Origin of the sequence: Flavobacterium sp. (assembly GCF_044368995.1) — a bacterium.
GTDB lineage: Bacteria > Bacteroidota > Bacteroidia > Flavobacteriales > Flavobacteriaceae > Flavobacterium.
Window position 1 is genome coordinate 1 of the sequence record NZ_JBIPMS010000015.1, and the last position, 26,354, is coordinate 26,354.

Annotated in this window: 26 protein-coding genes and 2 tRNA genes; 8 read left to right on the forward strand and 20 right to left on the reverse strand. The window is 30.6% G+C overall.

Annotated elements, in window-relative coordinates; all coding sequences use genetic code 11:
* The coding region (locus tag ACIQ2I_RS02375; RefSeq protein ID WP_396180837.1) for a thiamine pyrophosphate-dependent dehydrogenase E1 component subunit alpha at positions 1-504 on the reverse strand (504 nt) is incomplete at its 3' end.
* Positions 505-690: 186 nt separating this feature from the next.
* Here ACIQ2I_RS02375 and ACIQ2I_RS02380 point away from each other — a divergent pair.
* Positions 691-1,077, forward strand: a complete 387-nt coding sequence (locus tag ACIQ2I_RS02380) for a DUF4258 domain-containing protein (RefSeq protein WP_396180838.1) — start codon at positions 691-693, stop codon at positions 1,075-1,077.
* A gap of 72 nt (positions 1,078-1,149) precedes the next feature.
* A tRNA-Val gene (locus ACIQ2I_RS02385) sits at positions 1,150-1,224 on the forward strand.
* 51 nt (positions 1,225-1,275) lie between these two features.
* Here ACIQ2I_RS02385 and ACIQ2I_RS02390 read toward each other — a convergent pair.
* The 3 genes from ACIQ2I_RS02390 to aroC all read right to left on the reverse strand — a co-directional run bounded on the left by ACIQ2I_RS02390 (position 1,276) and on the right by aroC (position 5,427).
* Complete coding sequence (locus tag ACIQ2I_RS02390; protein ID WP_396180860.1) at positions 1,276-1,995, reverse strand: glycosyltransferase family 2 protein; 720 nt, start codon at positions 1,993-1,995, stop codon at positions 1,276-1,278.
* Positions 1,995-3,644: an ArnT family glycosyltransferase gene (locus tag ACIQ2I_RS02395; RefSeq protein ID WP_396180839.1), complete on the reverse strand. Its 1,650-nt coding sequence runs from the start codon at positions 3,642-3,644 to the stop codon at positions 1,995-1,997. The genes ACIQ2I_RS02390 and ACIQ2I_RS02395 overlap by 1 nt, the downstream gene beginning before the upstream one ends.
* 727 nt (positions 3,645-4,371) lie before the next feature.
* A complete protein-coding gene (gene aroC, locus ACIQ2I_RS02400) occupies positions 4,372-5,427 on the reverse strand; it encodes a chorismate synthase (RefSeq protein ID WP_396180840.1) in 1,056 nt (351 codons plus the stop codon).
* A gap of 75 nt (positions 5,428-5,502) precedes the next feature.
* Between aroC and ACIQ2I_RS02405 the strand changes: the two genes are divergently transcribed.
* Entirely contained in the window at positions 5,503-6,324 is an 822-nt protein-coding gene (locus ACIQ2I_RS02405) for a hypothetical protein (protein WP_396180841.1), read from the forward strand.
* On the opposite strand, the gene ACIQ2I_RS02410 is transcribed toward ACIQ2I_RS02405, so the two are convergent.
* From ACIQ2I_RS02410 to ACIQ2I_RS02460, 11 genes are all read right to left on the reverse strand, one after another.
* Positions 6,317-6,769: a protease complex subunit PrcB family protein gene (locus ACIQ2I_RS02410; protein WP_396180842.1), complete on the reverse strand. Its 453-nt coding sequence runs from the start codon at positions 6,767-6,769 to the stop codon at positions 6,317-6,319. The genes ACIQ2I_RS02405 and ACIQ2I_RS02410 overlap by 8 nt on opposite strands.
* Before the next feature lie 2 nt (positions 6,770-6,771).
* Positions 6,772-7,905, reverse strand: coding sequence for an N-acetyl-alpha-D-glucosaminyl L-malate synthase BshA (bshA, locus tag ACIQ2I_RS02415; RefSeq protein ID WP_396180843.1), 1,134 nt, complete (start codon positions 7,903-7,905; stop codon positions 6,772-6,774).
* Positions 7,906-7,964: 59 nt separating this feature from the next.
* Positions 7,965-8,426, reverse strand: coding sequence for a DUF1801 domain-containing protein (locus tag ACIQ2I_RS02420; protein ID WP_396180844.1), 462 nt, complete (start codon positions 8,424-8,426; stop codon positions 7,965-7,967).
* Between the two features lie 2 nt (positions 8,427-8,428).
* On the reverse strand, positions 8,429-11,317 hold the full coding sequence (locus ACIQ2I_RS02425; protein ID WP_396180845.1) for a glycoside hydrolase family 3 N-terminal domain-containing protein: 2,889 nt from the start codon (positions 11,315-11,317) through the stop codon (positions 8,429-8,431).
* A 70-nt stretch (positions 11,318-11,387) separates the two neighbouring features.
* The gene (locus ACIQ2I_RS02430) at positions 11,388-11,870 is read right to left on the reverse strand and encodes an ABC transporter ATPase (protein WP_396180846.1); all 483 of its coding nucleotides are present in this window, start codon (positions 11,868-11,870) and stop codon (positions 11,388-11,390) included.
* A gap of 2 nt (positions 11,871-11,872) precedes the next feature.
* Positions 11,873-12,664, reverse strand: coding sequence for a (Fe-S)-binding protein (locus ACIQ2I_RS02435; RefSeq protein ID WP_396180847.1), 792 nt, complete (start codon positions 12,662-12,664; stop codon positions 11,873-11,875).
* 53 nt (positions 12,665-12,717) lie between these two features.
* The gene (locus tag ACIQ2I_RS02440) at positions 12,718-13,164 is read right to left on the reverse strand and encodes a phosphoheptose isomerase (protein WP_396180848.1); all 447 of its coding nucleotides are present in this window, start codon (positions 13,162-13,164) and stop codon (positions 12,718-12,720) included.
* 62 nt (positions 13,165-13,226) lie between these two features.
* The gene (locus ACIQ2I_RS02445; RefSeq protein WP_396180849.1) at positions 13,227-14,564 is read right to left on the reverse strand and encodes a 4Fe-4S dicluster domain-containing protein; all 1,338 of its coding nucleotides are present in this window, start codon (positions 14,562-14,564) and stop codon (positions 13,227-13,229) included.
* Between the two features lie 4 nt (positions 14,565-14,568).
* Complete coding sequence (locus tag ACIQ2I_RS02450; RefSeq protein ID WP_396180850.1) at positions 14,569-15,537, reverse strand: MlaD family protein; 969 nt, start codon at positions 15,535-15,537, stop codon at positions 14,569-14,571.
* Between the two features lie 85 nt (positions 15,538-15,622).
* Positions 15,623-16,741, reverse strand: coding sequence for an N-acetylmuramoyl-L-alanine amidase (locus ACIQ2I_RS02455; RefSeq protein WP_396180851.1), 1,119 nt, complete (start codon positions 16,739-16,741; stop codon positions 15,623-15,625).
* A gap of 4 nt (positions 16,742-16,745) precedes the next feature.
* Positions 16,746-17,834, reverse strand: a complete 1,089-nt coding sequence (locus ACIQ2I_RS02460; RefSeq protein ID WP_396180852.1) for an N-acetylmuramoyl-L-alanine amidase — start codon at positions 17,832-17,834, stop codon at positions 16,746-16,748.
* Positions 17,835-18,061: 227 nt separating this feature from the next.
* On the opposite strand from ACIQ2I_RS02460, the gene ACIQ2I_RS02465 reads away from it, so the two are divergent.
* Positions 18,062-20,584 (forward strand): putative LPS assembly protein LptD, encoded by a 2,523-nt coding sequence (locus ACIQ2I_RS02465; protein ID WP_396180853.1) that lies wholly within the window; start codon positions 18,062-18,064, stop codon positions 20,582-20,584.
* Positions 20,585-20,622: 38 nt separating this feature from the next.
* On the forward strand, positions 20,623-21,003 hold the full coding sequence (locus tag ACIQ2I_RS02470) for a RidA family protein (RefSeq protein ID WP_396180854.1): 381 nt from the start codon (positions 20,623-20,625) through the stop codon (positions 21,001-21,003).
* 67 nt (positions 21,004-21,070) lie between these two features.
* Here the strand turns inward: ACIQ2I_RS02470 and ACIQ2I_RS02475 are convergent.
* Positions 21,071-21,144 (reverse strand) — tRNA-Arg (locus ACIQ2I_RS02475).
* A 53-nt stretch (positions 21,145-21,197) separates the two neighbouring features.
* A complete protein-coding gene (locus ACIQ2I_RS02480) occupies positions 21,198-21,344 on the reverse strand; it encodes an SsrA-binding protein (RefSeq protein ID WP_396180855.1) in 147 nt (48 codons plus the stop codon).
* A gap of 147 nt (positions 21,345-21,491) precedes the next feature.
* On the opposite strand from ACIQ2I_RS02480, the gene smpB reads away from it, so the two are divergent.
* Complete coding sequence (gene smpB, locus ACIQ2I_RS02485; protein WP_166126420.1) at positions 21,492-21,950, forward strand: SsrA-binding protein SmpB; 459 nt, start codon at positions 21,492-21,494, stop codon at positions 21,948-21,950.
* A gap of 168 nt (positions 21,951-22,118) precedes the next feature.
* Here the strand turns inward: smpB and ACIQ2I_RS02490 are convergent, their stop codons facing one another.
* On the reverse strand, positions 22,119-23,039 hold the full coding sequence (locus ACIQ2I_RS02490) for a hypothetical protein (RefSeq protein ID WP_396180856.1): 921 nt from the start codon (positions 23,037-23,039) through the stop codon (positions 22,119-22,121).
* Between the two features lie 70 nt (positions 23,040-23,109).
* A complete protein-coding gene (locus ACIQ2I_RS02495) occupies positions 23,110-24,339 on the reverse strand; it encodes an MDR family MFS transporter (RefSeq protein WP_396180857.1) in 1,230 nt (409 codons plus the stop codon).
* A 42-nt stretch (positions 24,340-24,381) separates the two neighbouring features.
* On the opposite strand from ACIQ2I_RS02495, the gene ACIQ2I_RS02500 reads away from it, so the two are divergent.
* Both ACIQ2I_RS02500 and ACIQ2I_RS02505 read left to right on the forward strand, forming a co-directional pair.
* The gene (locus tag ACIQ2I_RS02500) at positions 24,382-25,062 is read left to right on the forward strand and encodes a TatD family hydrolase (RefSeq protein WP_396180861.1); all 681 of its coding nucleotides are present in this window, start codon (positions 24,382-24,384) and stop codon (positions 25,060-25,062) included.
* Positions 25,063-25,065: 3 nt separating this feature from the next.
* A complete protein-coding gene (locus ACIQ2I_RS02505) occupies positions 25,066-25,779 on the forward strand; it encodes a ThiF family adenylyltransferase (protein WP_396180858.1) in 714 nt (237 codons plus the stop codon).
* Positions 25,780-25,868: 89 nt separating this feature from the next.
* On the opposite strand, the gene ACIQ2I_RS02510 is transcribed toward ACIQ2I_RS02505, so the two are convergent.
* A partial coding sequence (locus ACIQ2I_RS02510) for a phosphoribosylaminoimidazolesuccinocarboxamide synthase (RefSeq protein ID WP_396180859.1) occupies positions 25,869-26,354 on the reverse strand: 486 nt, incomplete at its 5' end.

A 26,354-nucleotide genomic window follows, 5' to 3' on the forward strand; every position in this document is an offset into this window, starting at 1 on the left:
ATCCCAAACTGCGGCAATATTTAGTGCTTCATGAAAATCACCTTCTGAAGTAGCGCCTTCACCAGTAAATACGGCGGTTACTTTACCATTTTGTTTTAACTTATTGGCTAAAGCAATTCCGTCAGCCACACCTAATTGCGGACCCAAATGGGAAATCATTCCAATAATTTTATATTCTTGTGTGCCGAAATGAAAACTTCTGTCTCTACCTTTTGTAAAACCCGTTTTTTTTCCTTGCCATTGCGAAAATAATCGATGCAAAGGAATATCACGAGAAGTAAAAACACCTAAGTTTCTATGCATAGGCAAAATGTATTCGTCAGCATCTAAAGCACACGTAATTCCAATAGAAATGGCTTCTTGTCCGATACCTGAAAACCATTTGGATACTTTTCCTTGTCGCAATAAAATCAGCATTTTTTCCTCGATTAATCTCGGTTTTACTAATTTTTTATATAATTGAAGTAGTGTTTCGTTGGTTATGTTTTGTTTATCAAAAATCATGATATGTTTGGAATGAAAAATTTCTTCAAAAGTAACAAAAATAACATTTCAAAAGAATTTTGTTAGAATAATAATTTGTGAAAATATTTTATTTAATGCGATATCTTTTTAAACAAAATAAGAAAAAATAGTTTTTTTGACAATCCTATTTATAGTGCTATCTTTGCAGTATTAAAATTTAGTATAATGTCTTTACGATACAGATTAGCTTTTTATTTATTCGGTTTATTAATTGGTTTTTATTTTGTGGGGGAATTTTTATCTGCAAAAGCAACTTCAAGAGGTGTAACTTTTTGTTATTTTCCAAATTGCAGGGTTATAAAAGACATAAGAAGCAAACCTTTTAAAACTTCAGCGGAAGTAGATAGTATTTTTGCTAAAAAAATAACCAATTTGAAAGCCATAGATTTAGCAATTTCTAACGGTGATGTAGATTTTTCAAAAAGTAACATCCCATACAAAAACGGAAAAAAATACATCATTGAATCTCAATTATCTGAAAATAGAAAAGTTACCCTTACAATAATTAACGAAACAAATAAAGTAATTTTAGAGGATATTCAATTTAATTAATATTTATTTTTACTTGTTTTTGAAAAATTTGAGTGTATATTTGCGATCCTATTACGAAAGTGTATTAAAATAGGGCAATTAGCTCAGCTGGTTCAGAGCACCTCGTTTACACCGAGGGGGTCGGGGGTTCGAACCCCTCATTGCCCACAAAAAAAACAGATTCAATTACTTGAATCTGTTTTTTTTTTTAGAAATATATTAAAACTTTAAAAGTCCATATTTAACTATACAATATAGCGCTCTAAATCCATCTTTCCAGCCAATTTTTTTTCCTTCTTCATAGGTTCTTCCATAATAGGATATGCCCACTTCATAAATTCTGATTTTCGGGATTCTTGATATTTTAGCAGTTATTTCTGGTTCAAATCCAAATCTTTTTTCTTTTAGCACTAATTTTTGAATACTTTCTGTACGAAACATTTTGTAACACGTTTCCATATCCGTTAAGTTCAAATTCGTGAAGATATTAGAAAGTGTAGTTAAAAATTTATTTCCAAGGGTATGCCAAAAAAACAGTATTCTATGTGGATTGCCTCCCATAAATCTGGATCCGTAAACCACATCTGCAAAGCCATCAATAATGGGTTGTAATAATAAATTGTACTCATTTGGATCATATTCTAAATCTGCATCTTGAATAATGGTAATGTCGCCAGTTGCTTCTTTTATTCCTGTATGTAGCGCCGCACCTTTCCCTTGATTATAACTATGCTTGAAATATTGAATACTAATGTCAGGATTTTGTTCTATATACTTATAAATCGCTTCTTCGGTATTGTCACTAGAATAATCGTTTACGATAATAATTTCTTTTTCAATTTCTTGTAATAAATTTACTTGTTTGATTTTATCTAAAATCAAATGGATGGTTTTTCCTTCATTATATGCAGGAATAATTATGGATAATTTTTTCACAATTATATTCTTTTTTTTAATTGAATTAAATAATAATAGTTTAAGGTTTCTGGACGCTTCTCTTCTAATAAAAAAGATAACTTTAATCTAGTTATTGGATAGTCTGAGAATTTTATTTTTTTTACAATTTCATATTTTTGCGAAAGCAATTGAAGTTTTTCTTCACTTATATAAAACCAACTTGACTTTTTAACATTATCAACTTCATCTATACTAATGGTTTGATTTTTTGTGTTTTTTGTATAAAAATTAAAAGCGTGAGATTTTTCACCTATTAAATAAACAGAAGAAGTTGCATTATTATTTGTTAACCATTTTCCTGCCATAGAATCGGCTTGAAACGATAGTAATTTTGGATAAAAAATAAAACTTAAGAATATATTCAAAACAATAACATAACTTATTAATTTTAATGTTCCATGCATTTTTATTGTATTTCTAAAATACAGTAAAAACAGTTGCAAAATTATTAAAAAAAGAATAACAAAATTTAATTCTTTAAAAAACAATAATGGATATACGCATAAAATAACTAATACCAAACAACCAAATACAAGATAAATTTTATTCCAAACTTTGAATTGAATAGTAGTAATTTTATCAAAATAACTAGCACAAATAATACTAGCAAATGGTAATGTAACAAAAATGTAATGTGGTAATTTGTACTTGGATAAGGATAACAATATAAATAATACTAAAAATCCACTAAGTGTAATAATTTCAGGTATATTTTCGGTTTTTTTAAGTATGATATTTTTTACTTTAAGAAATAAACCTGCATATAAAACCAGTATCCAAGGGAAAAAATCCCAACTTATAGATCCAATAAAAAAATGCCAAGGCAAACCGTTGTCCCAAATATTCTCACCAGTAATACGACCAAAACTTTGCAACCAATAATAAAAATACAAGCCGCTTTGATTTTGTTTTCCATTAATAATTTTATCTGGATGCAAATCAAATTGATGATATAAACCATAAGACATAGGAAGCAATAACAAAGCAACAACCATTAAAAAAACTATCCAATTTATATTAAAAATTTGTTTCCAATCTTTCTTATAAAGTAGCTGTAAACCGATGGGTATTAAAACAGCTATTATACCAATTGGTCCTTTTGACATCATAGCAAATGCTGTGAATACAGCACCAAATAGTAAATATTTAATTTTATTGGTAAAAAAGTATTCTACCAATAACCAAATGGATATTATGACGCTAGAAGTTAATAATCCGTCTGTTCTTACGTCGTTTGTCATTTGAAAAAAAGCCTGACAAGTTGCGAAAATTAACGTTGCGCTTTTAGCAATTTCCTGATTGTAGTAACGAACAGATAGTTTAAAAATAGCCAATAAAGATATTAGTAACATTAAAAATGTTCCTATTTTGTATGCAAAATTACAAACGCCAAATAACCCCATACTGGCACTGGAAATCCAAAATAAAAGTGGGGGTTTGTCTAGATAATCTGCTTGCATATCTGTGACTTGTAAATACGATTTATTCGTTAGCATTTCAAACGCAATTGAAGCGTATTGAGCAGCATCTATTTTCATAATATCAATAAAAAGATTATTTATGTAAATAACCAAAATAGTGATAAAAAGTGATAATTCAATTTTAGAAAATTGTTTGAATATTTTGCGCACAGATAGTTATATTTTTTATGTAATTAAAAAACCAAACTAGTAATTTAATTTATTGGTTCGAGTTAATGAACCGCTAATTTAATAAAATTCAAATGTAATACATATCGACTACAAAACAAAACAATTTGATGACCTGACAATTATGCATTTCAAATTATACCGCTTAGGAATCTATATTACATATGATCATGATAAAAACTTGAATTTACAAAAAAAAACTACAACTTTAAAGGGTTGTAGTTTTTTTATTTACTTTGTTTTAAGAATTTAAAGTTCGAAATAGCGATGTGAAAGATAAAATAAAACTATTTTTTTTTATTATTCTTCTCATCATTCAGATTGGGATAATTTTCTTCTCTTTGTTTTTTGCCAGAATAAAAAATATTCCACATGGTTAAAAAAACATAAACTAAAAAAATTATACCACCTATAATAAAAAAACCTATACTCATGATGATCGTCTTTGTCGGATTACTAATGCAAACAATAATATCGTACCTGGCCAATGCGCGGAATATAGCGCTTCTTGTTCTCTACCTAACAGTCCTAATGAAATAGAATATAACATACAAATAAATGCTAATATTACTGGATACCATTTTAGAATAAATAATTTCATTTTTTTTTATTTAATAATTTTTATAAAATTAATAATTTTTTTTGATATTCATAAAAAAAAATATGAATGTTAGATAAAAAATAAATATCGTTTCTTTTAGATAAAAATTTAAGACGAATGATGCAATAATTTAAAATCAGCCAATACTATAGCAGCCAATGCTTCTACTATAGGCACTGCTCTAGGTACTACACAAGCATCATGTCGTCCTTTGCCTTGTTGATCTATCAGTTGACCGTCTTGGGTTAAGACTTCTTGTTGTTGTAATAGTGTGGCAACAGGTTTAAAAGCCACACGAAAATAAATATCCATACCATTACTAATGCCACCTTGTATGCCACCTGATAAATTGGTTTTAGTACTACCATCTTCGTTAAATAAATCGTTGTGTGCACTACCTTTCATTTCAGCAGCACAAAATCCTGCGCCATATTCAAACCCTTTTACGGCGTTTATAGACAACATGGCTTTTCCTAGTTGGGCTTGTAATTTATCAAAAACGGGTTCACCCAAACCAATTGGTACATTTTGTATCACACATGTAATGGTTCCACCAATGGTATCACCTTGCTTTTTTATTTCGGTAATGTAGTCTTCCATTTTAGCTGCTGTGGCTGTATCAGGACATCGAATAGGATTCGATTCAATTTTAGTAAAATCTAAATCTTGGTAAGGTTTGTCTATATAAATAGTTCCAACTGATGAAACAAAAGCCGTAATTTTAATCTGAGGGATAATTTGTTTGGCAATAGCTCCAGCCACTACCCAATTCACCGTTTCTCGTGCCGAACTTCTGCCGCCGCCCCTATAATCTCTAATGCCGTATTTTTTATCGTAGGTATAATCCGCATGACTTGGTCTGAATGTTTCTTTTAAATGAACATAATCTTGCGACTTTTGGTTTTCATTTTGAATCATAAATCCAATAGACGTTCCTGTAGTTTTTCCTTCAAAAATACCAGACAAAAATTGTACGGTATCGCTTTCTTTTCGCTGAGAAACCAGTTTAGATTGCCCTGGCTTTCTTCTATCCAATTCCGATTGAACAAATTGCAAATCAATTGCTATATTAGAAGGACAGCCATCTATAATTCCGCCATAAGCAAAGCCGTGCGATTCGCCAAAGGTTGTTAATGTAAAACGTGTTCCTATAGAATTTGCCATTAAAAAAAATTTAGCAATTATTAATAGACACAAAAATATCGAATGTTTTTTTTATATTAGCAAAAAATTAATAAAATGAAAAAAATATTATTTGCAATCTTAAGTTTAAGTTTGGTTTCTTGTGCGATTGAAGGCCTTGAAGATACTATTGGTGAAAACACAGACAACACTAACAACATCACTTCTTTTACAAATGCCCTACCTTTAAATACTGGCAACTACTGGACGTATGATGTTGTAGGAGCTACAAATACGAGAGATTCCTTATATGTTTTTGGAGACGAAACAGTGGGTACACACACCTACAAGAAATTTAAAAACAGAAACAATATCGCAACTGGTTTTTATTGCTCTTCATTAAATAACAACAACGTAAGAAAAGAAGCTGGAAAATTACTTTTAACTGGAAACTTAAGTGTATTACAAGGCATAACGCTTCCTTCTGGTGTAGATTTAAGTGTTACCGATTTTATTATTTTTAAAGAAAGTGCCACAAATGGTGAAATTTTAAGTGAAAAAACCGGTACATTTCAGCAAACTATTAGTAGCTTACCTATTACTATTGAATACCGGTTAAGATCTATAGGGGGTGAAAATTTTCCATCTTATACTTCGCCTAATAATGATGTATATCCAAATGTAAAATCTACTAAAATAGCGGTAAGTTTAAAAATAACTTCAACGCAAACTATTGCTGGATTTCCTATAACGATAAACATATTACCCCAACAAGATGTTGTAGTTTCAACACAATATCTTTCTAAAAACATTGGAATTGTTTATACCAAAACAAATACCGATTTTAACTTAAATGCTACAATAGCAACTCAAATTGGACTGCCAGTGACAAACTCACAAGTACAAGAAGAATTTTTAGACACGTATAATGTTAATTAACTAAAATCTTTTTATTTTTAGGCACCAATACAAAAAGATAAGGCGATGTAAATGCGTCTGTTACTAGATCATATTTTTCGGGACCAATTTCTTTTAAGACAATTTGTGCGGTAGTTTCTGTAAAAATCACGTTTGCTACATCAATATCATAACCACCTGTGGTTTTTTCACCTAAAAAACAAGCTACAAGATCGTGCTTTTCTAAATCAATAGCCAACAACTTTCCAAAAGATTCTTCTTCAACATTTAGAACGGTGATTAACGCATTAAATTCTTCATAATTTTTAATTATCAAATTAGATTTTTCTTTCTTACCACCTATTTGACTTTTATATACTACTTCATAATGGTCTTTTTCTTTCACAACAACTTGCTGAACGGGTTTACAAGACAAAAACAGCAAACAAACACCAATAAGTGACACCATATTATTAAACATTTTCATAATTAAAATTCTAAATTAATAGCTTTATAATACAACTCTTCATACAAAGGAAGAATATTTTTGATATCGAATTTTTTGGCTACTTCAAAAGCTGCATTTTTAAACTGAAGTAATGTGTCTTCCGATTTTAATATGGAAATCGCATTTCTACTCATACTTTCTACATCTCCAACCGGACTTAAATAACCCGAAACACCTTCTTCATTTACTTCAGGAATTCCTCCAGAATTACTAGATATTACTGGCACACTAAATGCCATAGCTTCTAATGCCGCCAATCCAAAACTTTCGGTTTCTGAAGGCAATAAAAATAAATCGGAATACTTTAAAATTTGATTAATGTCATTACTGTTTCCAAAGAAAATTACTTTATCTGAAATACCTAAATCTTCACATAATTTTTCAGCGATTATCTTCTCGGGACCTTCGCCTACCATCATTAATTTAGATGGAATTTCTTTCTGAATATTGTAGAAAACCTTTACCACATCAGGAATGTTTTTTACTTTTCTAAAATTAGATATATGTGTAATTATTTTTTCATTTGAAGCTGCCAAAACAGAACGCTGACAAATGGATTTGTTTTCTAAAAGCGTTTCTTCAATCTCAATAAAATTTGGAATCACGTGAATTTCTTTATTAATATCAAACAAACGAAAAGTAGCTTCTCTTAAACTATTAGAAACACTGGTTACAAAGTCGGATTTATTAATACTGAAAGTCACCGCACTTTTATAAAACGGATGATTTCCAACCAACGTGATATCGGTACCATGAAGCGTAGTGATCATCGGAAGTAAAATACCTTCTTCAGCTAACATCTTTTTCGCCATATAACCTGCATAGGCGTGAGGAATGGCATAATGTACGTGTAACACATCAATTTTATACAATTTTACCATATCTACTAATTTACTAGACAAAGCCAATTCATATGGCTGGTAATGAAATAATGGATAGTTAGGTACATTTACTTCATGGAAATAAATATTCGGATTTAATAACGACAAACGCACAGGCTGTTTATAGGTGATGAAATGAATTTCATGTCCTTTTTTAGCCAGTTCTAAGCCTAACTCAGTTGCTACTACGCCACTCCCACCAAAAGTAGGATAACAAACCATTGCTATTTTCATTTATTTATTTTATTGAAACACCAAATCCAATTTTGTGTATTTTGGCATTAATTTTAATATTATTTTCTGTTAACAAAAGCCGCTTCATAAGTGTTAATCCAATCTTGAACAGAAATTTTTGTAACCAATTCACCTAATAATTCAAACGGAATTTCGTCGAATTTATTAAATCGAATACAACTTTTACCCATGTCTAATTTTCTAGTGCTGTGTTTGGGATATTCAGCCACAAACCAATCGTAAAGATCTTTGTTAGCATACATTCCCATATGGTAAAAATTAACACTATTCTTTTGAGAAGCAAATGTGATAAAAGGTAATGGATCAGCAGGCTTACAATGATAACCTTTTGGATAAATAGTATGCGGTACATAATACCCAATCATTCCATAATTCATTCCCTCTTCAAATCCTTTTGGTACGTTTTTAAGCATAGTATTTCGTAACAATTCAATTGCCTTTTTTCTATCTTCAGGAAGATTATTCATATATTCTTCCACAGTTTTTGCAGCTGAAGTCATAATTAATCAGTTAAAGATTCGTAAATAATTTTTTGAATATTCTCTCTGATATTCAATTTTGACAGTTTATTAATATTCCCATCAGGGTAACTCCTATTTGACAAGAAAATATAAATTAAGTCTTTTTCAGGATCTGCCCAAACCATAGTGCCTGTAAAACCCGTATGACCGAAACTAGATTTTGTAGTACAACCACAAGTAGGACCCTCGCCACTTATTTGAGGTTTATCAAAACCGGCACCTCGCCTATTTCCTGTATTACAAAAATAGCAAGTATTAAATGCATCAAACGTATCTTTTGAAAAATAGGTATAGCCACCATAAGAGCCTTTTTGCAAATACATTTGCATAATTTTAGCTACATCTAACGAATTAGAAAACAATCCTGCATGACCACCAATTCCGCCTTGCATGGCAGCAGCCATATCATGAACATAACCTTGAATGGTATCATATCTAAAATACGTATCAATTTCTGAAGGCATAATGGTTGATAACTCGAATTTATCTAATGGATTGTAAGTTGTATAATTTGCTCCCAATATCTTATAAAAGTTATCATCCGAGAGTTTATTCAAACTTTTATTATGAAATCTTTCTAAATATTCTTTAAATAATATAAAAGCATAATCGCTGTATTTATATTGTTTAGAAGGTAATAAAGGTGCTTCTTTTATGATATTCATAATAGAATCACTGTAATCATTTCGCAAATATAAATTTGATGCCACCTTAATTGGGAAATTTTCAGATGTTGTAGTACTATAATATTTTTGACTAGGTTTTTTTAAAGAATCTAAAGTTTTAACATAAAAAGGCGACCAAGCTGGTAATTTAGCTTGGTGCGTCAACATATCTAAAACAGTAATATCCGCTTTGTTAGAATTTTTAAAAACAGGAAGTAATTGCGCTAAAGTGCTGTTGAATGAAAAATTTCCTTTTTCATAATCTTTCATTAAGTTTGGAAGCGTACTTAGTACTTTGGTAAGCGAAGCCAAATCATACAAATCGGTGTTTTTTACTTGCTGAAGAGTATCATAAGTAGGCGAACCAAACGCTTTTTTATAAATAACTTTTCCTTTTCTTGCTACTAAAATTTGCATGCCAGGCGTGACTTTATATTTAATCGCATTAGTAGCAATTTCATCAATTTTTGCCAACATTTCTGAATTCATATTCACTTGTTCTGGATAAGCAAAACCTAACCGATTAAGGTTCTTGGTTTTCAATCCATCCGATTCACAAAAGTTTTTCTTTATAGAAACAGGTAAAACACCTTTGGCTTCTTTGGCGCCAAATAAAATTTCTGCGGCTACAATTTGAGAAAATGCATTATTTTGATACGCTTCAATTAGACCTTCCGTTTCTTGAAAAGTTGGAATTCTTAATAACGAATATGGTTTGGTAAAAAACGTAACGATGGTTTTACTATGCTTAGAAATTTTATCAATCCAATTGATTTCGTTAAACGTCATTTCGTTTTTCTTCCAAATACCTTCTGGTTTGTGATACCCAACTATAACTTTAGAATAACCGTCTATTTCAACTAAAAGCGAATCTAAATTTTTAGTCGTAATCACATCAATTTGTGCGTATTCTTTAAGTTTTTCTATATAAGTTGTGGCATCACCATCACCAATTTTTACAAAGGCTATTTTTTCTTTATCAAGTCGTTTGATTGGAATAATATCGTCTTCATTTTTTAAAACCGTAACAGCACTTTCATACATTTCTAAATTTAATGCTTTGTATTCTTTTTTATTTAAATCAGCATATAAATTTTCGAATTCTATGGGGCAATAATTATTTAATCCTGCTTTGTATTTGTATTTCAATATTTTCTTTACAGAATGTGCCAAACGTTCTTCTGTAAACAAACTATCTTTAAAAGCTTGTTTGAATTTTTCAATGGCTACAGGAACATTTTCAGCAAATAACAATACATCATTACCCGCTAAAAAAGCAGCTAAATCTATATCACCAGGTTGTTTAAAATTACTGGCACCTTTCATATTTAGGGCATCTGTAAAAATTAATCCTTCAAATTTTAGTTGGTTTTTTAAAATATCAGTCACCACTTTTTCAGATAATGAAGACGGATAATTTTCGCGCGGTTCGATACTTGGCACATTTAAATGCGCTACCATCACACTAGCCAATCCATTTTTAATAAGTTCTTTATACGGATATAATTCTACTTCCTCAATTCTATCTCTTGAAAAATCTACAGTTGGCAAAGCATGATGCGAATCTGTTGAGGTATCACCATGTCCAGGAAAATGTTTGGCTGTAGCAAAAACACCATAAGATTGCAACCCTCGCATATAAGCCACTGCTTTCGCAGCCACATTTTCTTTGGTCTCACCAAAAGAACGGTTTCCGATAATTGGATTTTTGGGATTGGTATTGATGTCTACAACAGGACCGAAGGTAAAATGTATGCCCAATCGTTTAGATTGATCTGCCATTTGCATACCCATCCTTTCTAGCAAAGAATTGTCTTTAATCGCGCCCAAAGTCATGTTCCACGGATAAGTATGTGTAGAATCTATTCGCATACTTAAACCCCATTCTGCATCAATACCAATAAGCATTGGGATTTTCGATTTTGCTTGAAAACGATTGGTTAGTTTAGCTTGTCTATTTGGACCACCTTGAAAAAATATTAATCCACCAACTTTATATTTGGTAATCAATTTTTCTAAATCTTGCGCATGTGTCTCATTTTTATTAGAGTAAGCTGCAATCATAAACAATTGTCCTACTTTTTCTTCAAATGAAAGTGAATTATATGTACTATCTATCCAAACTTGTTGGGATTGCGCGTTAATTTTGTTTTGCGAAAAACCTAAAGTGGTGAGAAATAAAATGATGTATATATAGTTTTTCATGAAATGTAAATAAATAAAAAAACCATCAAAATTGCTATTTTCTGATGATTCCCAAAGTTAGTTATTTTTTTTAGAAAAATCTACTATGCCAACTTTCTTCGGCGGGAACTTCCCAAAAATCTTTAAATTCACCTTTTGTATTTATCAAATTATTGAAAACAATAGTTTTTGAAGTTACGGCTTTTTCCTTTGCCATTTTTTTGAAATCGATAAGTGTTTTGTGTGCGATATGTTCCCCAATTTTGTAGGTTACATTCATTTTGTCTAATAATTCAATTTGAAATTCTTGTTCCAATTGTTGAATAAAATGCACAGAAGCGTCTATAGAACAACCAGTGGCGTTTTGCACTTCTTGATTGACTGCAAAAATAATAAATCGGTTATATTTTAAAAGATAAGAAGCTTCTAAACTTGTTCCGTGAGCAGCCCAGTTTTCAACAAATTCCTGACATTTTGTAATTATAGAAGATACTTCATCGTCAGTTAATTTTCTGTTCGATTGGTAAATCCAAATCTTTGAATCTTCTGGTAAATTTTCGAATGGTGTGTACATAATTATAAATCTTGCGCATTTGCAATTAATTCTGCAATATCCATAACTTGAACTGAGCTTTCTTTTTCTTTATTTTTAATTCCGTCGGTTAACATCGTATTACAAAATGGGCAACCAGCAGCTATAATATCTGGTTGGGTTTCTAAGGCATCTTCTGTTCTTTCGATATTGATGTCTTTGTCCCCTTTTTCTGGTTCTTTAAACATTTGTGCACCACCAGCACCACAACATAAACCGTTGGCACGAGAACGTTTCATTTCTACCAATTCGGCATCTAATTTTTGAATTAAATCTCTTGGCGCTTCGTAAATATTATTGGCTCGACCTAAATAACAAGGGTCGTGAAAAGTAATTCGTTTTCCTTTAAATTGTCCGCCCTCAATAGTTAGCCTACCAGAATCTAGTAATGATTTCAAAAACTCTGTATGATGAACTACTTCGTATTTTCCCCCTAATTCTGGATACTCATTTTTAATAGTATTAAAACAATGAGGACAAGCGGTAACAATTTTTTTGACTTCATACGCATTCATGACTTCAATATTCATCATGGCTTGCATTTGAAATAAAAATTCGTTTCCAGCACGTTTTGCAGGATCGCCAGTACAACTTTCTTCTGTACCTAAAACCGCGAAAGGAACGTTGGCTTTGTTTAAAATCTTAACAAACGCTTTGGTTATTTTCTTGGCCCTATCATCAAAACTACCCGAACAACCTACCCAAAACAAAACTTCCGGAGTTTGTCCTTGTGCCATCATTTCGGCCATTGTAGGTACTACTAAATTTTCTGACATACTATTTATAGTTTACGCTATTTTCTTAAATAAATTTTTTTATGCAAAGTAAATTAGTTACTTAATTCGTCATCAAAAACTTGAATGGTTACATCTTTATCAATTAAATCTGTAAACTTTCCATTGTATCGTGTAGCTTTTACTAAATGATTATCAATCCAGTGGTAATTTCCTCCACGAGGTTTCCCCATTACCATTCCGTGATATTTAAAGCCATGTTGTTGTAACCAAGTTTCAGTAACGGCTCTATGCGCTTCGGTACGAGATGTAAAAAAGAAAATAACATGACCTTCATCATACCATTTATTTAACGTTGCTAACGCATCTGGATATACGTTTGCTGTTGCCATTCTTTCAGGTTCTTCATTTGGAATATCATCGCAAACGGTTCCATCGATATCTATAAGGTAATTTTTTATTCCTTCTGGTAAAATAGGACTTAAATGTTCTCCGTTTACTGTTAATTCTTGCAATTTCCCGTCAATTTCTTCTTTTTTCATGCTTTTGGTGTAGTAGTTGTTTTTTTATTTGATATTGTAATTGATATTATTATTGAAATTTCCTATGCTTCGTTTCTCCAGTTTACTCTATCTTGTTGGTTGTATTGCCATGGTGCACCGTTATTTTCAATATTTGTCATCACAGCGTTTAATTCCATAGGCGCGGCACTTTGTTCCATTACTAAATAACGTCTCATATCCATAATAATTGATAATGGACTAATATTGATTGGACATTCTTCCACACATGCGTTGCAAGATGTACACGCCCATAGTTCTTCAGTAGTGATATAATCATTTAATAACGATTTATTATCTGGAATAAAAATACCTTTATTGGCGTCTATATTTTTTCCAACTTCTTCTAATCTGTCACGTGTATCCATCATGATTTTTCGTGGCGATAATTTCTTACCTGTAATATTTGCTGGACAAGCTGAAGTACAACGACCACATTCTGTACAAGTATAAGCGTTTAATAATTGTACCCAATTTAAATCTTGCACATCAGAAGCACCAAATTTTGCTGGGACAGCATCTGGATTAACAGATGCAGCAAACGGATTGGCATTTGGATCCATCATTAATTTGACTTCATTCGTTACACTTTCTAAATTGTCGAATTTTCCTTTTGCATTTAAATCTGCAAAATAGGTGTTTGGGAAGGCTAATAAAATGTGTAAATGTTTAGAAAAATATAAATAGTTTAAGAAAGCTATAACCATTACTAAATGACCCCACCATCCTACTCTTTCTAAAATATGTAAGGCGCTTACACTCATTCCTCCAAATAAAGCGGGTCCTAAATATTTTGATACAGAAAAATTAAAAGAACCAATTCCTTCATAATGAGATTTTCCTAATGAATATAACACTTCATCTGTTCCATTCATAGTAAAAATACATGTTACTAAAACAATTTCCATAATTAAGATTAAGTTGGCGTCTTTTGTTGGCCAACCTAACATTTCTGCTTTATTGAATCGGGGTAACTTTAATAGATTTCTTCTCGATAAAAAAGCCAAAGTACCCAACAAAGCTAATACAGTTAGGATTTCTATGAAACTGATTAAAAACGTGTAAAATTCGCCCAAACCTGTTTTAAAAAAACGATGCGTTCCGAAAAGTCCGTCTACAATAATTTCTAATAATTCAATTTGAGTGATAATAAATGCAGCATATAATGTAAAATGCAAAATAGCAGGAATTGGTCTGGTAAACATTTTTTTTTGTCCCAATGCAATCAATGCCATATTTTTCCATCGGGCTACAGCATTATCAGTTCGGTTTACTTTTTGACCTAAATTTATATTCCGTATGATTTTTTTTACACTTTTCACAAAAAAACCAACGCCTATGATTAAGACAGTTGCAAAAATAATATTTGGTAAAAAACGCATATATTTAGTTTTTAGGTTGTTCGGTTTTTGGTTCTGAAAGTGGTGCTACATAAGGTTTGTTTTTCTTTCCAAAAACACTCACATTTACATAACGAGTAGGATTTAAACGTAAATCTTGCAAAAGTAATTCTAATTCTTTAGAGGTTTTAGTTAGGTTGGTATACATGGTATCATCATTTAATAATTTACCTAATGAACCTTTACCTTTTTCTAAGTTAGCCAAAATTCCGTCAACATTGGTTAAAGTAGCTTCTAGTTTTTTGACTGTTTCGCCTAAATTGGCTTTTTCTAAGGAAGTAGTCATAGTTTTTAAATTACCAGATGTTTTTTCAAAATTAGATAAAGTCGTATTTAGTTTCGATTTGTTTTCTGATAAAATTTCATTCGCATTTATAGAAATTTCACTAAATTCGGACAAGGTTATTTCTAATGAAGCAATTGAAGCTTTTAATTTTTGTTGTGTCGAAGCGTCTAAAGTAGCGTTTAAATTTTCAATTAATTTGTTCGCATTTTCTAGTAAGACTTCAACTTTATCTTTTACGGGACCGATTTGATTGGCTAATTCGGCAGTTAACCCTAGTTTGTTAGATGTTTTAAGCGTATCGGCAGATTGCGTATAATTTGTATCTGAAAAGTTATTGATGATTGCAATTTCGCGACCTCCAATTAAGCCAGAATCCATAATTTGAGCCACACTAGATTTGGCAATTTTAATTTCTTCATTCGTAATTATTAATTCTACTTTCATTTTACCGTTGGGTAACATTTCAATAGCGTTTACTTTTCCAATAATCAGTCCGTTTATAGTAACTGGTGCAGAAACAACCAAACCAGCTACATTATCGTATACAGCATATAATTTAGCACTAGTATCAAATAAATTTTTACCTTTTAAAAAAGCAAAACCCCAGTAAAACAATACTATAGATAAAATAACTAATATGGCGACTTTAATTTCTTTTGTGAATTTCATAAAGGATATTTGACTTTTAACTACTGCTTTTAAAAAAATTAATTTCAAAATACAATAGGTTTTAATGATACAAAAATAACATTATTTATTTGATTGCCTCACTTAATTTAATTTTTTTACCATTTCTTAAAGGCACAATAAAAGACGAAGTATATCCTTTTTCTTTTGCTTCTTCTAGCAATTGTTTTGCCTTTGTATATGAAGAAGTATTACCATAAAAATATTTATAAATGGTGTTTTCTTTTTCAACGGAAATAGTACTTAATCCTTTAAAATTTTTAGGAAGCGTTTCTAAATTTTTAGCACTAGCAGAAATTTGAATTTTAAAAACAACACCTTCTAAAGCCGCTTTATTTTCTGAATTTGGTTTTGTATCAGCTTTTTTAGTTTCTTCTTTTTTTACCATATTTTTTTTAGGTTCGTCTTTTTTGACTAATGTTGCTGTTTCTATTTTAAAAAAATCATCTCTATACCCAAAAATAGCTTTTGAAATAGCTTCTGCCAGTTTATTTTGTCCGTCTTCAGAATTTAAAAAAGCACCTTCTGGTTTATTGGATACAAATCCCATTTCAATAAGTACACGAGGCATAATAATTTTTCTTAACACCAAAAATCCAGCTTGTTTTACGCCTCTATTTTTACTTGTTGTGAATTTTGTAAATGCCTGTTGTACTTTTCCTGCAATATCAATACTTTGCTGAATATTTTCTTCTTGCATGATAGAAATTCCCATAACTGATTCGGGTGATTTTGGATCAAAACCATCGTATTTTATTTTATAATCGCTTTCTAAAGTTACTACGGCATTTTCCTTTTTAGCTACTTCTAAATTGGCTGCATTTCGGGTAACTCCCATTACATAAGTTTCATTACCTGATGCCTCTTGATTGTCATTTGCATTACAATGCATTGAAACAAATAAATGCCCTTTTGATCTATTAGCAATATTGGCTCGCTCGTTTAATTCGATGAAAACATCAGTTTTTCTGGTATAAACTACTTCTATATTTGATTCTTTAGCTAAAATTTCGCCTACTTTAAGAACAATATTAAGTGAAATTTTCTTTTCAATATTTCCGTGATATGTTGCGCCATAATCTTTACCTCCATGACCAGCATCTAAAACAACTTTGAATTTTTTAGTTTGTGCTTGAAATAATATAGAAAATAAGCATAAAAATAATAGAACTAATGACTTTCTCATAAGGTTAATTTGGTGTGACAATAAAAGCCGTTTTAAATCCTTTTAACTTGGCTTCTGTAAGAAATTTTTTACAAGCTTCTAAAGTTCCTTGTCCGTAATAATATTTGTAACCTCCATTTACTTCTATCCTGTTTACATTAGCTAAACCATTAAAATTTTCCGGTGTTAATTCTAATTTTTTTGTACTGTAACTAATTTGTACTTTATATACTAATTCACTAGGAATAAATGGTTCAGGAGCTAAATCATCAACTTTGATTGTGTCAACAACAGTCTCCATAAAAGGTGGTTCTTCAACGATTACTGGTTCTTTAATTTGTAATACGTTTAGGGGTGTATTCGTTCCTTTAACATTATTTTTATATTCAATAATTGAACGTGCAATAATTTGAGAATAATTTGATTTTCCTTCCTCTGATTTCATATATTTGGATTCTTCCAAATTACTTAAAAAACCTAATTCTATAAGTACACCTGGCATTACAGTAGCATCTAGTACCCAAAGTGGTTGTTGGTGCATGCCTAAATCTTTTCTGTCTAATGAATTTTTAAAATAACTTTGAACTCCGCTTGCAAAATTTATACTTTGCAATAACGTTTCCTCTTGCATGATGCGTAATCCTATTTGTGTGTTGGGATTATTAGGATCAAAACCTTCGTATTTTTCTTTAAAATTATCTTCTAAAGAAATTACGGCATTCTCCGCTTTTGCAATTTCAAAATTCATTCCTGCACGAGACAGTCCCATAACCAAAGTCATTGCGCCATATGGTTTTGGTGATACAGAAGAATTACAATGCACGGAAACAAATAAATCTGCTTCAAAATCATTAGCAATTTTAGCTCTATCTCTTAAAGGAATAAAAACATCTGTTTTACGGGTATATTTTATATTAAAATCTGGATAGGATTCTAAGATTTTACCAATTCTTAAAACCACATCCAAAGCAATTAGTTTTTCAATGCAACCGTTCTTTGCTGCGCCGGGATCTTTCCCGCCATGTCCTGCATCTAAAACCACTTTAAATTTCTTTTCTTGTGCTAGTGAAAAGACAGATAAAAAGATAAATATAGTTACTAGTATTTTTTTCATATGTGATTAATTATTTTCAGTTGTTTCAAATACGTTATAATTTTATTAAATAATAAATTTTAACAAAAAATATACGTAAGTTTGAGCCTTCAAAAACCGAACCATTTTTTACAAAAATAGTATTTATAGATTTGAGTACAAAGATTAATCATATCGTTTTTTTATTTTTTTTTCTAATTGTTAGTAATTTAGAAACTTACAGTCAAAACACTTCTCGAAAAGATAGCGTGAAACTGAATGTAAATGAATTAGTTGCAACCAAAACTACTGTTAAAAAAGATACTACAAAAAAACCTCTATTAGAAGGCATAGTAAATCGTAAAGCGAAAGATTATGAAAAGCTGGACCAAAGAAAAAAAAGGCTAACACTTTATAACGAAGCAGAACTTCATTACCAAGATTTCATACTAAAATCCGGTATTATTGTTTTAGATTACGAAAAAAACGAAGTGTATGCCGGAAGATTAAAAGATAGTGCTGGCGTGTATTCTCAATTTCCATATTTCAAACAAGGTGAAAACATTATTGAACCGGATTCTATTCGATTTAATACAAAAACAGGAAAAGCACAAATTTGGAATACAAGAAGTAAACAAGGCGAAATGTTTCTAAAATCTGAAATTTCAAAAAGAGAAAACGACTCTGTTATCTTTTTTAAAAAAGCACGGTTTACAACTTCAGAAAATATTGAAAATCCAGAATTTTATTTTTTAGCTTATAAAGCTAAATTGGTTCCAAAAAAGAAATTTGTAACCGGTTTAACTCATATGTACATTGCTAATGTGCCTACTCCTATTGGCGTCCCTTTTTCATTTTTTCCAATGACTAATAAAAACACCTCTGGAGTAATTATGCCTACACCTGGACAAAATAATGACCGGGGTTATTTTTTACAAAATGGCGGCTATTATTTTGCATTAAGTGATTATTATGATTTGGCACTTTTGGGAGATTATTATACCAACGGTAGTTATGCTCTTCGTTCCGAAACATCCTATGCCAAGAAATACAAATTTAGCGGAAACATACAAGTAAGGTATGAAAATCAGGTGTTGGGTGAAAAAGGCTTTCCAGGATATGCCAGAACCAACCAGTATAATATTCAATGGTCGCACAGCCAAGATGCAAAAGCTTCTGCAAATTCTAGGTTTTCATCTTCTGTAAATTTTGGAAGTAGTAAATATTTTCGTCAATCTATAAATTTAGTAAATGTAGGATCCAATTTAAATAACACATTAAGCTCTTCCATTAGTTATTCTAAAACATTGCCAATTGTGCCCTTAGTAAATTTTGCTATAGCCGTAACACACAATCAAAACACAAATACTGAAATCGTAAATTTAACTTTACCATCATTTAATGCTAGTGTAGACAGAATTTTTCCTTTTGCCAAACAAGATGGAATAAAAAAAGGAATTTTTCAAAATATTAATTTTCAATACGGAATAAGAGGTGATAATAGAATTTCTACCAAAGAAGAATTTTTATTTAAATCTCAAATGTTTGATACTGCATTGGCAGGAATCGCGCATACAATTCCTATTACGACAAACTTTAAAATTTTCAAATATTTTAGTGTTTCAGCAGGTACTGCATTTGCAGAAAATTGGGTTTTTAATACCAATGAAAAAACGTTTAATACCAACACTAATAAGGAAGAAATAGTAAGGAAAAATGGTTTTGATTCTTATCGGACCTATAATTTTTCTACAAGTATTGGAACTACTATTTATGGAACTTATACGTTTAAAGAAACCAACAAAATTCAAGCGCTTAGACATTTAATCCGACCAAGTATTTCTTATGGTTACACCCCAAGTTTTGAACAATATTATGACCAATATCAAGACAATTTAGGAAATTATATAAGCTACAGTAGATTTGAAAACACATTATTAGGTGCGCCTGGATTAGGAGTTGCCAATTCAATTGGTTTTGGAATTTCTAACTCTTTGGAAGCAAAAGTCTTAGACGCGGCAAGTAAAAAGGGAGCTACAAAAAAAGTATCCTTATTAAATCAGTTTAACTTTTCTACAAGTTATAATTTAACTGCTGAAGAATTTAAATTAGAACCTATTAGCTTTATTGGAGGAACTACATTGTTTGATAATAAATTAGGCGTCAATTTTGGCGCCCGATTTGATCCCTATGATTTAGATGCTAATTTTGAAAGAATAAATGAATTTAGTATCAACAATGGAAATGGTTTAGTTAGAATGACGAGTTCAAACATTACTCTAAATTATTCTTTGAGTAGTAATGAATTTGGTGGAAAAAAAGAATCTAAACAAACGGTTCAAAATGGTGGTCGTAAAGATGATTTATTTGGTTCGGCTACGGATTTAAGTAACCAAGATGAAAGTTTATTTAAAAAAGATGATGCTATAAAACAACAAACAGAACTATATAATTACAAATTTCCTTGGGATTTGCAAATTGCTTATTCTTTAACCTATAGTAATAATGTAAGTCAACGTGAAATAACTACAAATTCTGTAATGGTTTCAGGAAATATTGATATGGCTGTAAAATGGAAAATGGGATTTTCATCGGGATATGATTTTGCACAAAAAGGAATTTCATTCACACAACTTCGATTTGAAAGAGATTTAGAAAGTTGGCGCATGAGTTTTAGCATTGTTCCAATTGGAGTATATTCCTATTGGAATTTCTTTATTGGAATAAAATCTTCTATGCTTAGTGATATTAAATGGGATAAAAGAAATTTACCAGATCCTAGGTTGAGATAAGATTTTTAAGGAAAAAGTATGAAGTAAAAAGTTAAAAAATGAAAAAAATTGTATTTACGGATAAAGCACCAGCACCAATTGGGGCGTATAATCAAGCCGTTTTGGTTGGAAACATGTTATATACTTCAGGTCAAATTGCTATTAATCCATTAACTAACGAATTGGTTTTAGAAAATATAGAATCCGAAACCAAACAAGTAATGGAAAATTTAAAAGCCGTTTTGGAAGCTGCTGAAATGAATTTTGAAAACGTAATTAAAGTGTCAATTTTTATTAGCGACATGAATAACTTTTCAAAAATAAATACTGTATATGGCGCTTATTTTAATGAAGCAACTGCGCCTGCAAGAGAAACCGTTCAGGTAGCTGGTTTACCAAAAAATGTAAATGTTGAAATTTCAGCTATAGCGGTAAAATAAATCCTTATTAAATAACTGTTAAAAAAAAACAACTACTTATCAATTAAGTAGTTGCGTTTTTATTTTGTGACCTTGTCTGGATTCAAACCAGAAACCTCTTGAGCCGTAATCAAGTGCGCTATTCAGTTGCGCCACAAGGCCAATTTTTGTGAGTGCAAATATAGTATTAAATTCTAAATTTAATTATAATATTTTTATTTTTTTTCTAAAGCGTGAATCGTTACATAATAGCGCCAAGCAATTATTGCTTTTTGCAGTTTTGTAGCTTTCGACAAATCAAGACGTTGCTTGGAATAGCTCGGTAAAATTGCTTTATTAATTTTTGCTAAAACTTTAAACATTATTTTAATTTTTGTCAAAATTACTAAAAAAACATTCCAATTCTTTGTTCTTTCTATATCATAATTTTAATTTAATGCCACTTAACAGTTAAAATCATAAAAAATATACCGTTTTCTTTAAAAAATAAACCTTAATTTTGCGTGGCTATGCAAAAAATCATAAACATATTAAATAAACGAGCGAGATTTGACTATGAAATTATAGACAAATACGACGCAGGTATTGTATTGACTGGAACAGAAATTAAATCGATTCGTTTAGGAAAAGCTTCTATCGCAGAAAGTTTTTGTGAGTTTAACGAACAAACCGAATTGTTTTTAATTAATGCCACAATTGAAGAATATGCATTTGGAACGCATTACAACCATAAAGCAAAAAGTGAACGCAAACTTTTACTAAACAAAAAAGAACTTAAAAAACTAGATAAAGATTCGGACAACAAGGGATTAACAATTGTACCGTTGAAATTATATACAAATGAAAAAGGATTTGCCAAAGTAGAAATCGCGTTGTGCCGCGGTAAGAAAAATTACGACAAGCGGGAAACCATGAAAGAAAACGATACTAAGCGAGATATTGCTCGAATTAAGAAAGAATTTAGGTAATTTACGATTTACGATTTGGGATTTACGATTAAAAAAAACCAGAATTTTCAATTGAAAATTCTGGTTTTTACTTTAAACTTTATAACTATGCAACTTTGTAACTATGCGACTTTGTAACTATGTAACTATGCCACTTTGAAACTATGTCACTTTGCAACTTTCTACTTTCTACTTTCTACTTTTCCCTTTATCCTTCTGTAAATCTGTTTTTAGTTTTTCTAAATCGGTTTTGGTTTTTTCTAATTCTTGTTTTAATTTTTCTAGATCTGATTTGGTGGAATCCTCTTTTAAATTCAAGTTTTTTTGAATTTGAATTTTATTTTCTTTTTTAAACTTTTCCAAATCATTATTATTTTCGGCATTTGAAGAAAAATTTCTTTCTGAAAAAATCATGGTGCTTCCTTTTCCATCAGAATACTTTTTCGTTACCGTACCGTTTTCATCAATTTTTTCTTCTTCTAATTGCATATCTGGATTGTCGCCAATAATTTCACCATCTTTAAATGTAAATGATTTGAAATTCCCACCTAATGAATCGGTTTGAAATTCATTTTGCAATTCCTTAAACTTGTCTAAATCAATTGAGTTGCCGTCAACAAAACCTCTAATAACATTATTGTCTAAATTCATAAACAAATCGTTATTAAACATGCCTTCAAATCCTTTCATGTCAAAACCATTTGCGAAAATATCATTTTGTGAAGCACCAGATTCTATATTAATTAAGCCTTTTCCAGTGCCATCAAATTGTTTGGTAATTGAAATGGGCTTAATTGGCGTTTCCCCGCTTACATTATAATTTCCAGAATTTCCATCTTGGTCTTTGTAAGCGATTTTAATCGCTGTAATTTGTTTTTTGTCGTTTCGTTTTACACCTGAAAACGAAACTTCAAAATTGAATTTCTTAGCATCTGTTTCATCTTGTTTCAATTGCGCATCCGTCATGGCGTTATCAATTCGCAACTCGAAACTGTTGTTTTTGGGTTGTGATAATTGATTGAAACGATTGTTTTGTGCAAAAGTTATAGTTGGCAAAAAAGTAATTGCACTTGCCAATACTAATCCTTGAAATACCATTTTAATATTCATAATTGTAAAATTTTAATTTAAAAGTCAAAAATAGGAATTTTATAAAAACGAAATTTTAAAATTTTGTTAATTAACTAGATTTAACATTTTTTTCCTTTTCTACCAAACGAAAAACATAAATACCAATTAAAGCACCAATAATACCAAGCGTTCCCATGAAAAACCAATTGGCTTGGTAACCATAATTATCAATAATAAACATACCCGCTTTAGCGCTTATTATATGTGCCAAACTATAACTCATTGTAAAAATAGCCATGTAGCGACCTTGTTGGTGTTTTGGAGCCCTACTAATTGCAAATGCATTAGAAAATGGAAAATTAAACATTTCTGAAAACGTCATAAAGAGCATCATAATTAATAAAATACCAGCCCAAGTATTAACTAACATTAAAAATAAACTGATACTCATTAAAAAACAACCTAAAATAATGACTTTTAATTTGTCCATTTTATGCTTTTCGATATAATTTACAATTGGCATTTCTAGAAAGAATACCAAAACTCCATTTAAGGTTAATAACAAACCTGTTTGTAATTCGGTTAAACCAAATTGTTCTCTGTGATAAATAGGAATGGTAGTAAATAATTGGAAAAACATAATTCCTACAATTAAAGATGTAGTTAAAAACAACCAATAAATTTTATCCTTAAAGACCGACTTTACTAATACCTCACCGGGCTGTTCTTTATCTAAATAGGTAGATTTTTTCTTTTCTTTTACTTTGATCCAGAAAATTAAAATGGCAATGATACAGGTTAATCCGTCTACCCAAAACAAGCCTTTGTAGCCAATACTCATAATAATTAATCCGCCTAAAGCTGGTCCGGCTGCAAATCCAAGATTAATTGCCAATCGGACTAAAGTTAAAGCTCTGGTCCTATTTTCTGGTTTTGCATAAGCACCCAAAGACACAAACATAGCGGGACGAAACATATCTGAAACAGACATGATTAAAAACATACTGATACATAATCCGTAAAAAGAGGTAACAAATTGTAATCCGAAAAACATCAATCCGCTCACTAACAAGCTAAATATCATTATTTTATAAAAACCAATAGCGTCTGATAATTTTCCGCCTAACCAAGAACCTAATAAAGAACCTAAGCCAAAAAACACCATTATAGTCCCTACTTGAGAATAAGAAAAATGCAAATCTTCATGTAAATATTTAGATAAAAATGGCAAAACCATTGTGCCTGCCCTATTGATAAATGTAACGAGTGTTAGAATCCAAATTTCTCGAGAAAAACCTTGAAAATTAGAAATGTATTGGCGGAATGCTTTTTGAATCATAATAAAATATCTGTTACAAATTTAGACAAATAACTTGTTAAAATATGTTATTTTTGTGAAAACAATTTTATGCAATTTGTTAACTTACATACACATTCTTATACCAATTCTGATGCAGTTTTAGAAATTGTAAACCAATATCCAAATGAATTTACAGCCGATATTCCGCACTATTCCATCGGAATACATCCTTGGCATATTATTGATGAACGCGTTAGTGAAGATTTAAATTATATTAAAAATAAACTTCAGTTAATTGAATGTCTTGCTTTAGGAGAATGTGGATTAGATAAAAGAATCGAAAAGAAAATTGAAGTACAAATTGACGTTTTCGAATCGCAATTATCACTATTAAATGAAGTGGCAAAACCTGTAATTTTACATTGTGTTGCGGCATTTGATGAAATCATTTCTTGTAAAAAAAATAGTAATCTTCAATCGCCTTTTATCATTCATGGGTTTTCAAAAAATATTCCTTTGGCAAAACAACTTTTAAATCAAGATTTTTATTTGTCTTTTGGAAAATATTTGCTTCGAAATCCAGAAATGGAGTCGGTTTTTAAGTATGTTCCCACCGATAAAATTTTCTTAGAAACCGATACAATATCGGAAAGTTTGGAAGAAGTTTATACTTTTGCAGCAAAATCTAAAAATATTTCTGTGGAAGATATGAAAGAAATAGTTTGGAACAATTACCAATCTATTTTTACAAAAAAGCAATAAATTATGGCAAAATGGCAAGAAAGAGCTGCTTTATTATTTAAAGAAGAAGGCTTAAATAAATTAAAAAACTCAAACGTATTAGTTGTTGGCTTAGGTGGCGTGGGTTCTTTTGCTGCCGAGTTTTTAGTTCGCGCTGGCGTGGGAAAACTAACAATTGTAGATGGTGATACCGTAGATATTACAAATATTAACAGACAATTACCGGCTTTACACAGCACCATTGGCCAACCTAAAGTTACGGTTGTTGCGAATAGATTAATGGACATCAATCCAGAATTACAATTGACTTGTATAGAAGAATTTTTATCGCCAGAACGTGCTTTAGAGATTGTAACACCAGAATTCGATTATGTTTTAGATTGTATAGATAGCATCACACCAAAATTAAATTTAATTATTGCTGCCAAACGAAAACGGGTTAAAATTATATCATCAATGGGTGCTGGCGGAAAAATGGATGTTTCTAAAGTAAAAGTGACAGACATTACAAAAACAGAAAACTGTTTTTTAGCAAAAACGATTCGGAAACGCCTAAAAGAAGTGAAAATTGATAAATTGAAAGTGGTTTTTTCATCTGAAATTCAGGATGAAAGCAGTTTAAAAATGACAGACGGCTCAAATTATAAACGATCCTTTTACGGAACAAATAGTTGGATGCCAGGACTTTTTGGGTTGTACGCTGCTGAAACTGTAGTGAAACATTTGATTATGGAATAAAACAATAAAACCTGACAGGTTTTTGAAACCTGTCAGGTTTATTAAAATTTTAGAATCTGAAACAAGTTCAGATTGACAAATAATTGTTTTTATTTCGCTAAATACGCTTGCACGTTATTAAAAATGCGTTCTTCGATATTTGAAATATCTTCTTTTACGAATTTTTCGCCTAAAATATTTTCAAACAATTCAATATATCTGTCAGAAACGGTGGCAATATATGCAGCATTCATTTCCGGAATTTGTTGTCCTTCTTTACCTTGAAATCCGTTTTCAATTAACCAACGACGAACAAATTCTTTAGACAATTGTTTTTGTTCTTCGTTATTATTTTGTCTTTCTTGATAACCTTCTGCATAAAAATAACGAGAAGAATCTGGAGTATGAATTTCGTCAATTAAAACAATTTTTCCTTCTTTTGTTTTTCCGAATTCGTATTTTGTATCTACTAAAATTAAACCTTTAGAAGCGGCAATTTCTGTTCCTCTTTGGTATAAATCTCTTGTGTATTTTTCTAAGACTAAATAATCTTCTTCAGCTACAATTCCGTTTGATAATATCGCTTCACGCGAAAT

Coding starts and splice junctions, on each gene's coding strand:
- ACIQ2I_RS02380 (WP_396180838.1), top strand. CDS start 691: ATGTCTTTACGATACAGATTAGCTTTTTATTTATTCGGTTTATTAATT.
- aroC (WP_396180840.1), bottom strand. CDS start 5,427: ATGGCAAATTCTATAGGAACACGTTTTACATTAACAACCTTTGGCGAA.
- ACIQ2I_RS02405 (WP_396180841.1), top strand. CDS start 5,503: ATGAAAAAAATATTATTTGCAATCTTAAGTTTAAGTTTGGTTTCTTGT.
- ACIQ2I_RS02410 (WP_396180842.1), bottom strand. CDS start 6,769: ATGAAAATGTTTAATAATATGGTGTCACTTATTGGTGTTTGTTTGCTG.
- bshA (WP_396180843.1), bottom strand. CDS start 7,905: ATGAAAATAGCAATGGTTTGTTATCCTACTTTTGGTGGGAGTGGCGTA.
- ACIQ2I_RS02420 (WP_396180844.1), bottom strand. CDS start 8,426: ATGACTTCAGCTGCAAAAACTGTGGAAGAATATATGAATAATCTTCCT.
- ACIQ2I_RS02425 (WP_396180845.1), bottom strand. CDS start 11,317: ATGAAAAACTATATATACATCATTTTATTTCTCACCACTTTAGGTTTT.
- ACIQ2I_RS02430 (WP_396180846.1), bottom strand. CDS start 11,870: ATGTACACACCATTCGAAAATTTACCAGAAGATTCAAAGATTTGGATT.
- ACIQ2I_RS02435 (WP_396180847.1), bottom strand. CDS start 12,664: ATGTCAGAAAATTTAGTAGTACCTACAATGGCCGAAATGATGGCACAA.
- ACIQ2I_RS02440 (WP_396180848.1), bottom strand. CDS start 13,164: ATGAAAAAAGAAGAAATTGACGGGAAATTGCAAGAATTAACAGTAAAC.
- ACIQ2I_RS02445 (WP_396180849.1), bottom strand. CDS start 14,564: ATGCGTTTTTTACCAAATATTATTTTTGCAACTGTCTTAATCATAGGC.
- ACIQ2I_RS02450 (WP_396180850.1), bottom strand. CDS start 15,537: ATGAAATTCACAAAAGAAATTAAAGTCGCCATATTAGTTATTTTATCT.
- ACIQ2I_RS02455 (WP_396180851.1), bottom strand. CDS start 16,741: ATGAGAAAGTCATTAGTTCTATTATTTTTATGCTTATTTTCTATATTA.
- ACIQ2I_RS02460 (WP_396180852.1), bottom strand. CDS start 17,834: ATGAAAAAAATACTAGTAACTATATTTATCTTTTTATCTGTCTTTTCA.
- ACIQ2I_RS02470 (WP_396180854.1), top strand. CDS start 20,623: ATGAAAAAAATTGTATTTACGGATAAAGCACCAGCACCAATTGGGGCG.
- ACIQ2I_RS02480 (WP_396180855.1), bottom strand. CDS start 21,344: ATGTTTAAAGTTTTAGCAAAAATTAATAAAGCAATTTTACCGAGCTAT.
- smpB (WP_166126420.1), top strand. CDS start 21,492: ATGCAAAAAATCATAAACATATTAAATAAACGAGCGAGATTTGACTAT.
- ACIQ2I_RS02490 (WP_396180856.1), bottom strand. CDS start 23,039: ATGAATATTAAAATGGTATTTCAAGGATTAGTATTGGCAAGTGCAATT.
- ACIQ2I_RS02495 (WP_396180857.1), bottom strand. CDS start 24,339: ATGATTCAAAAAGCATTCCGCCAATACATTTCTAATTTTCAAGGTTTT.
- ACIQ2I_RS02505 (WP_396180858.1), top strand. CDS start 25,066: ATGGCAAAATGGCAAGAAAGAGCTGCTTTATTATTTAAAGAAGAAGGC.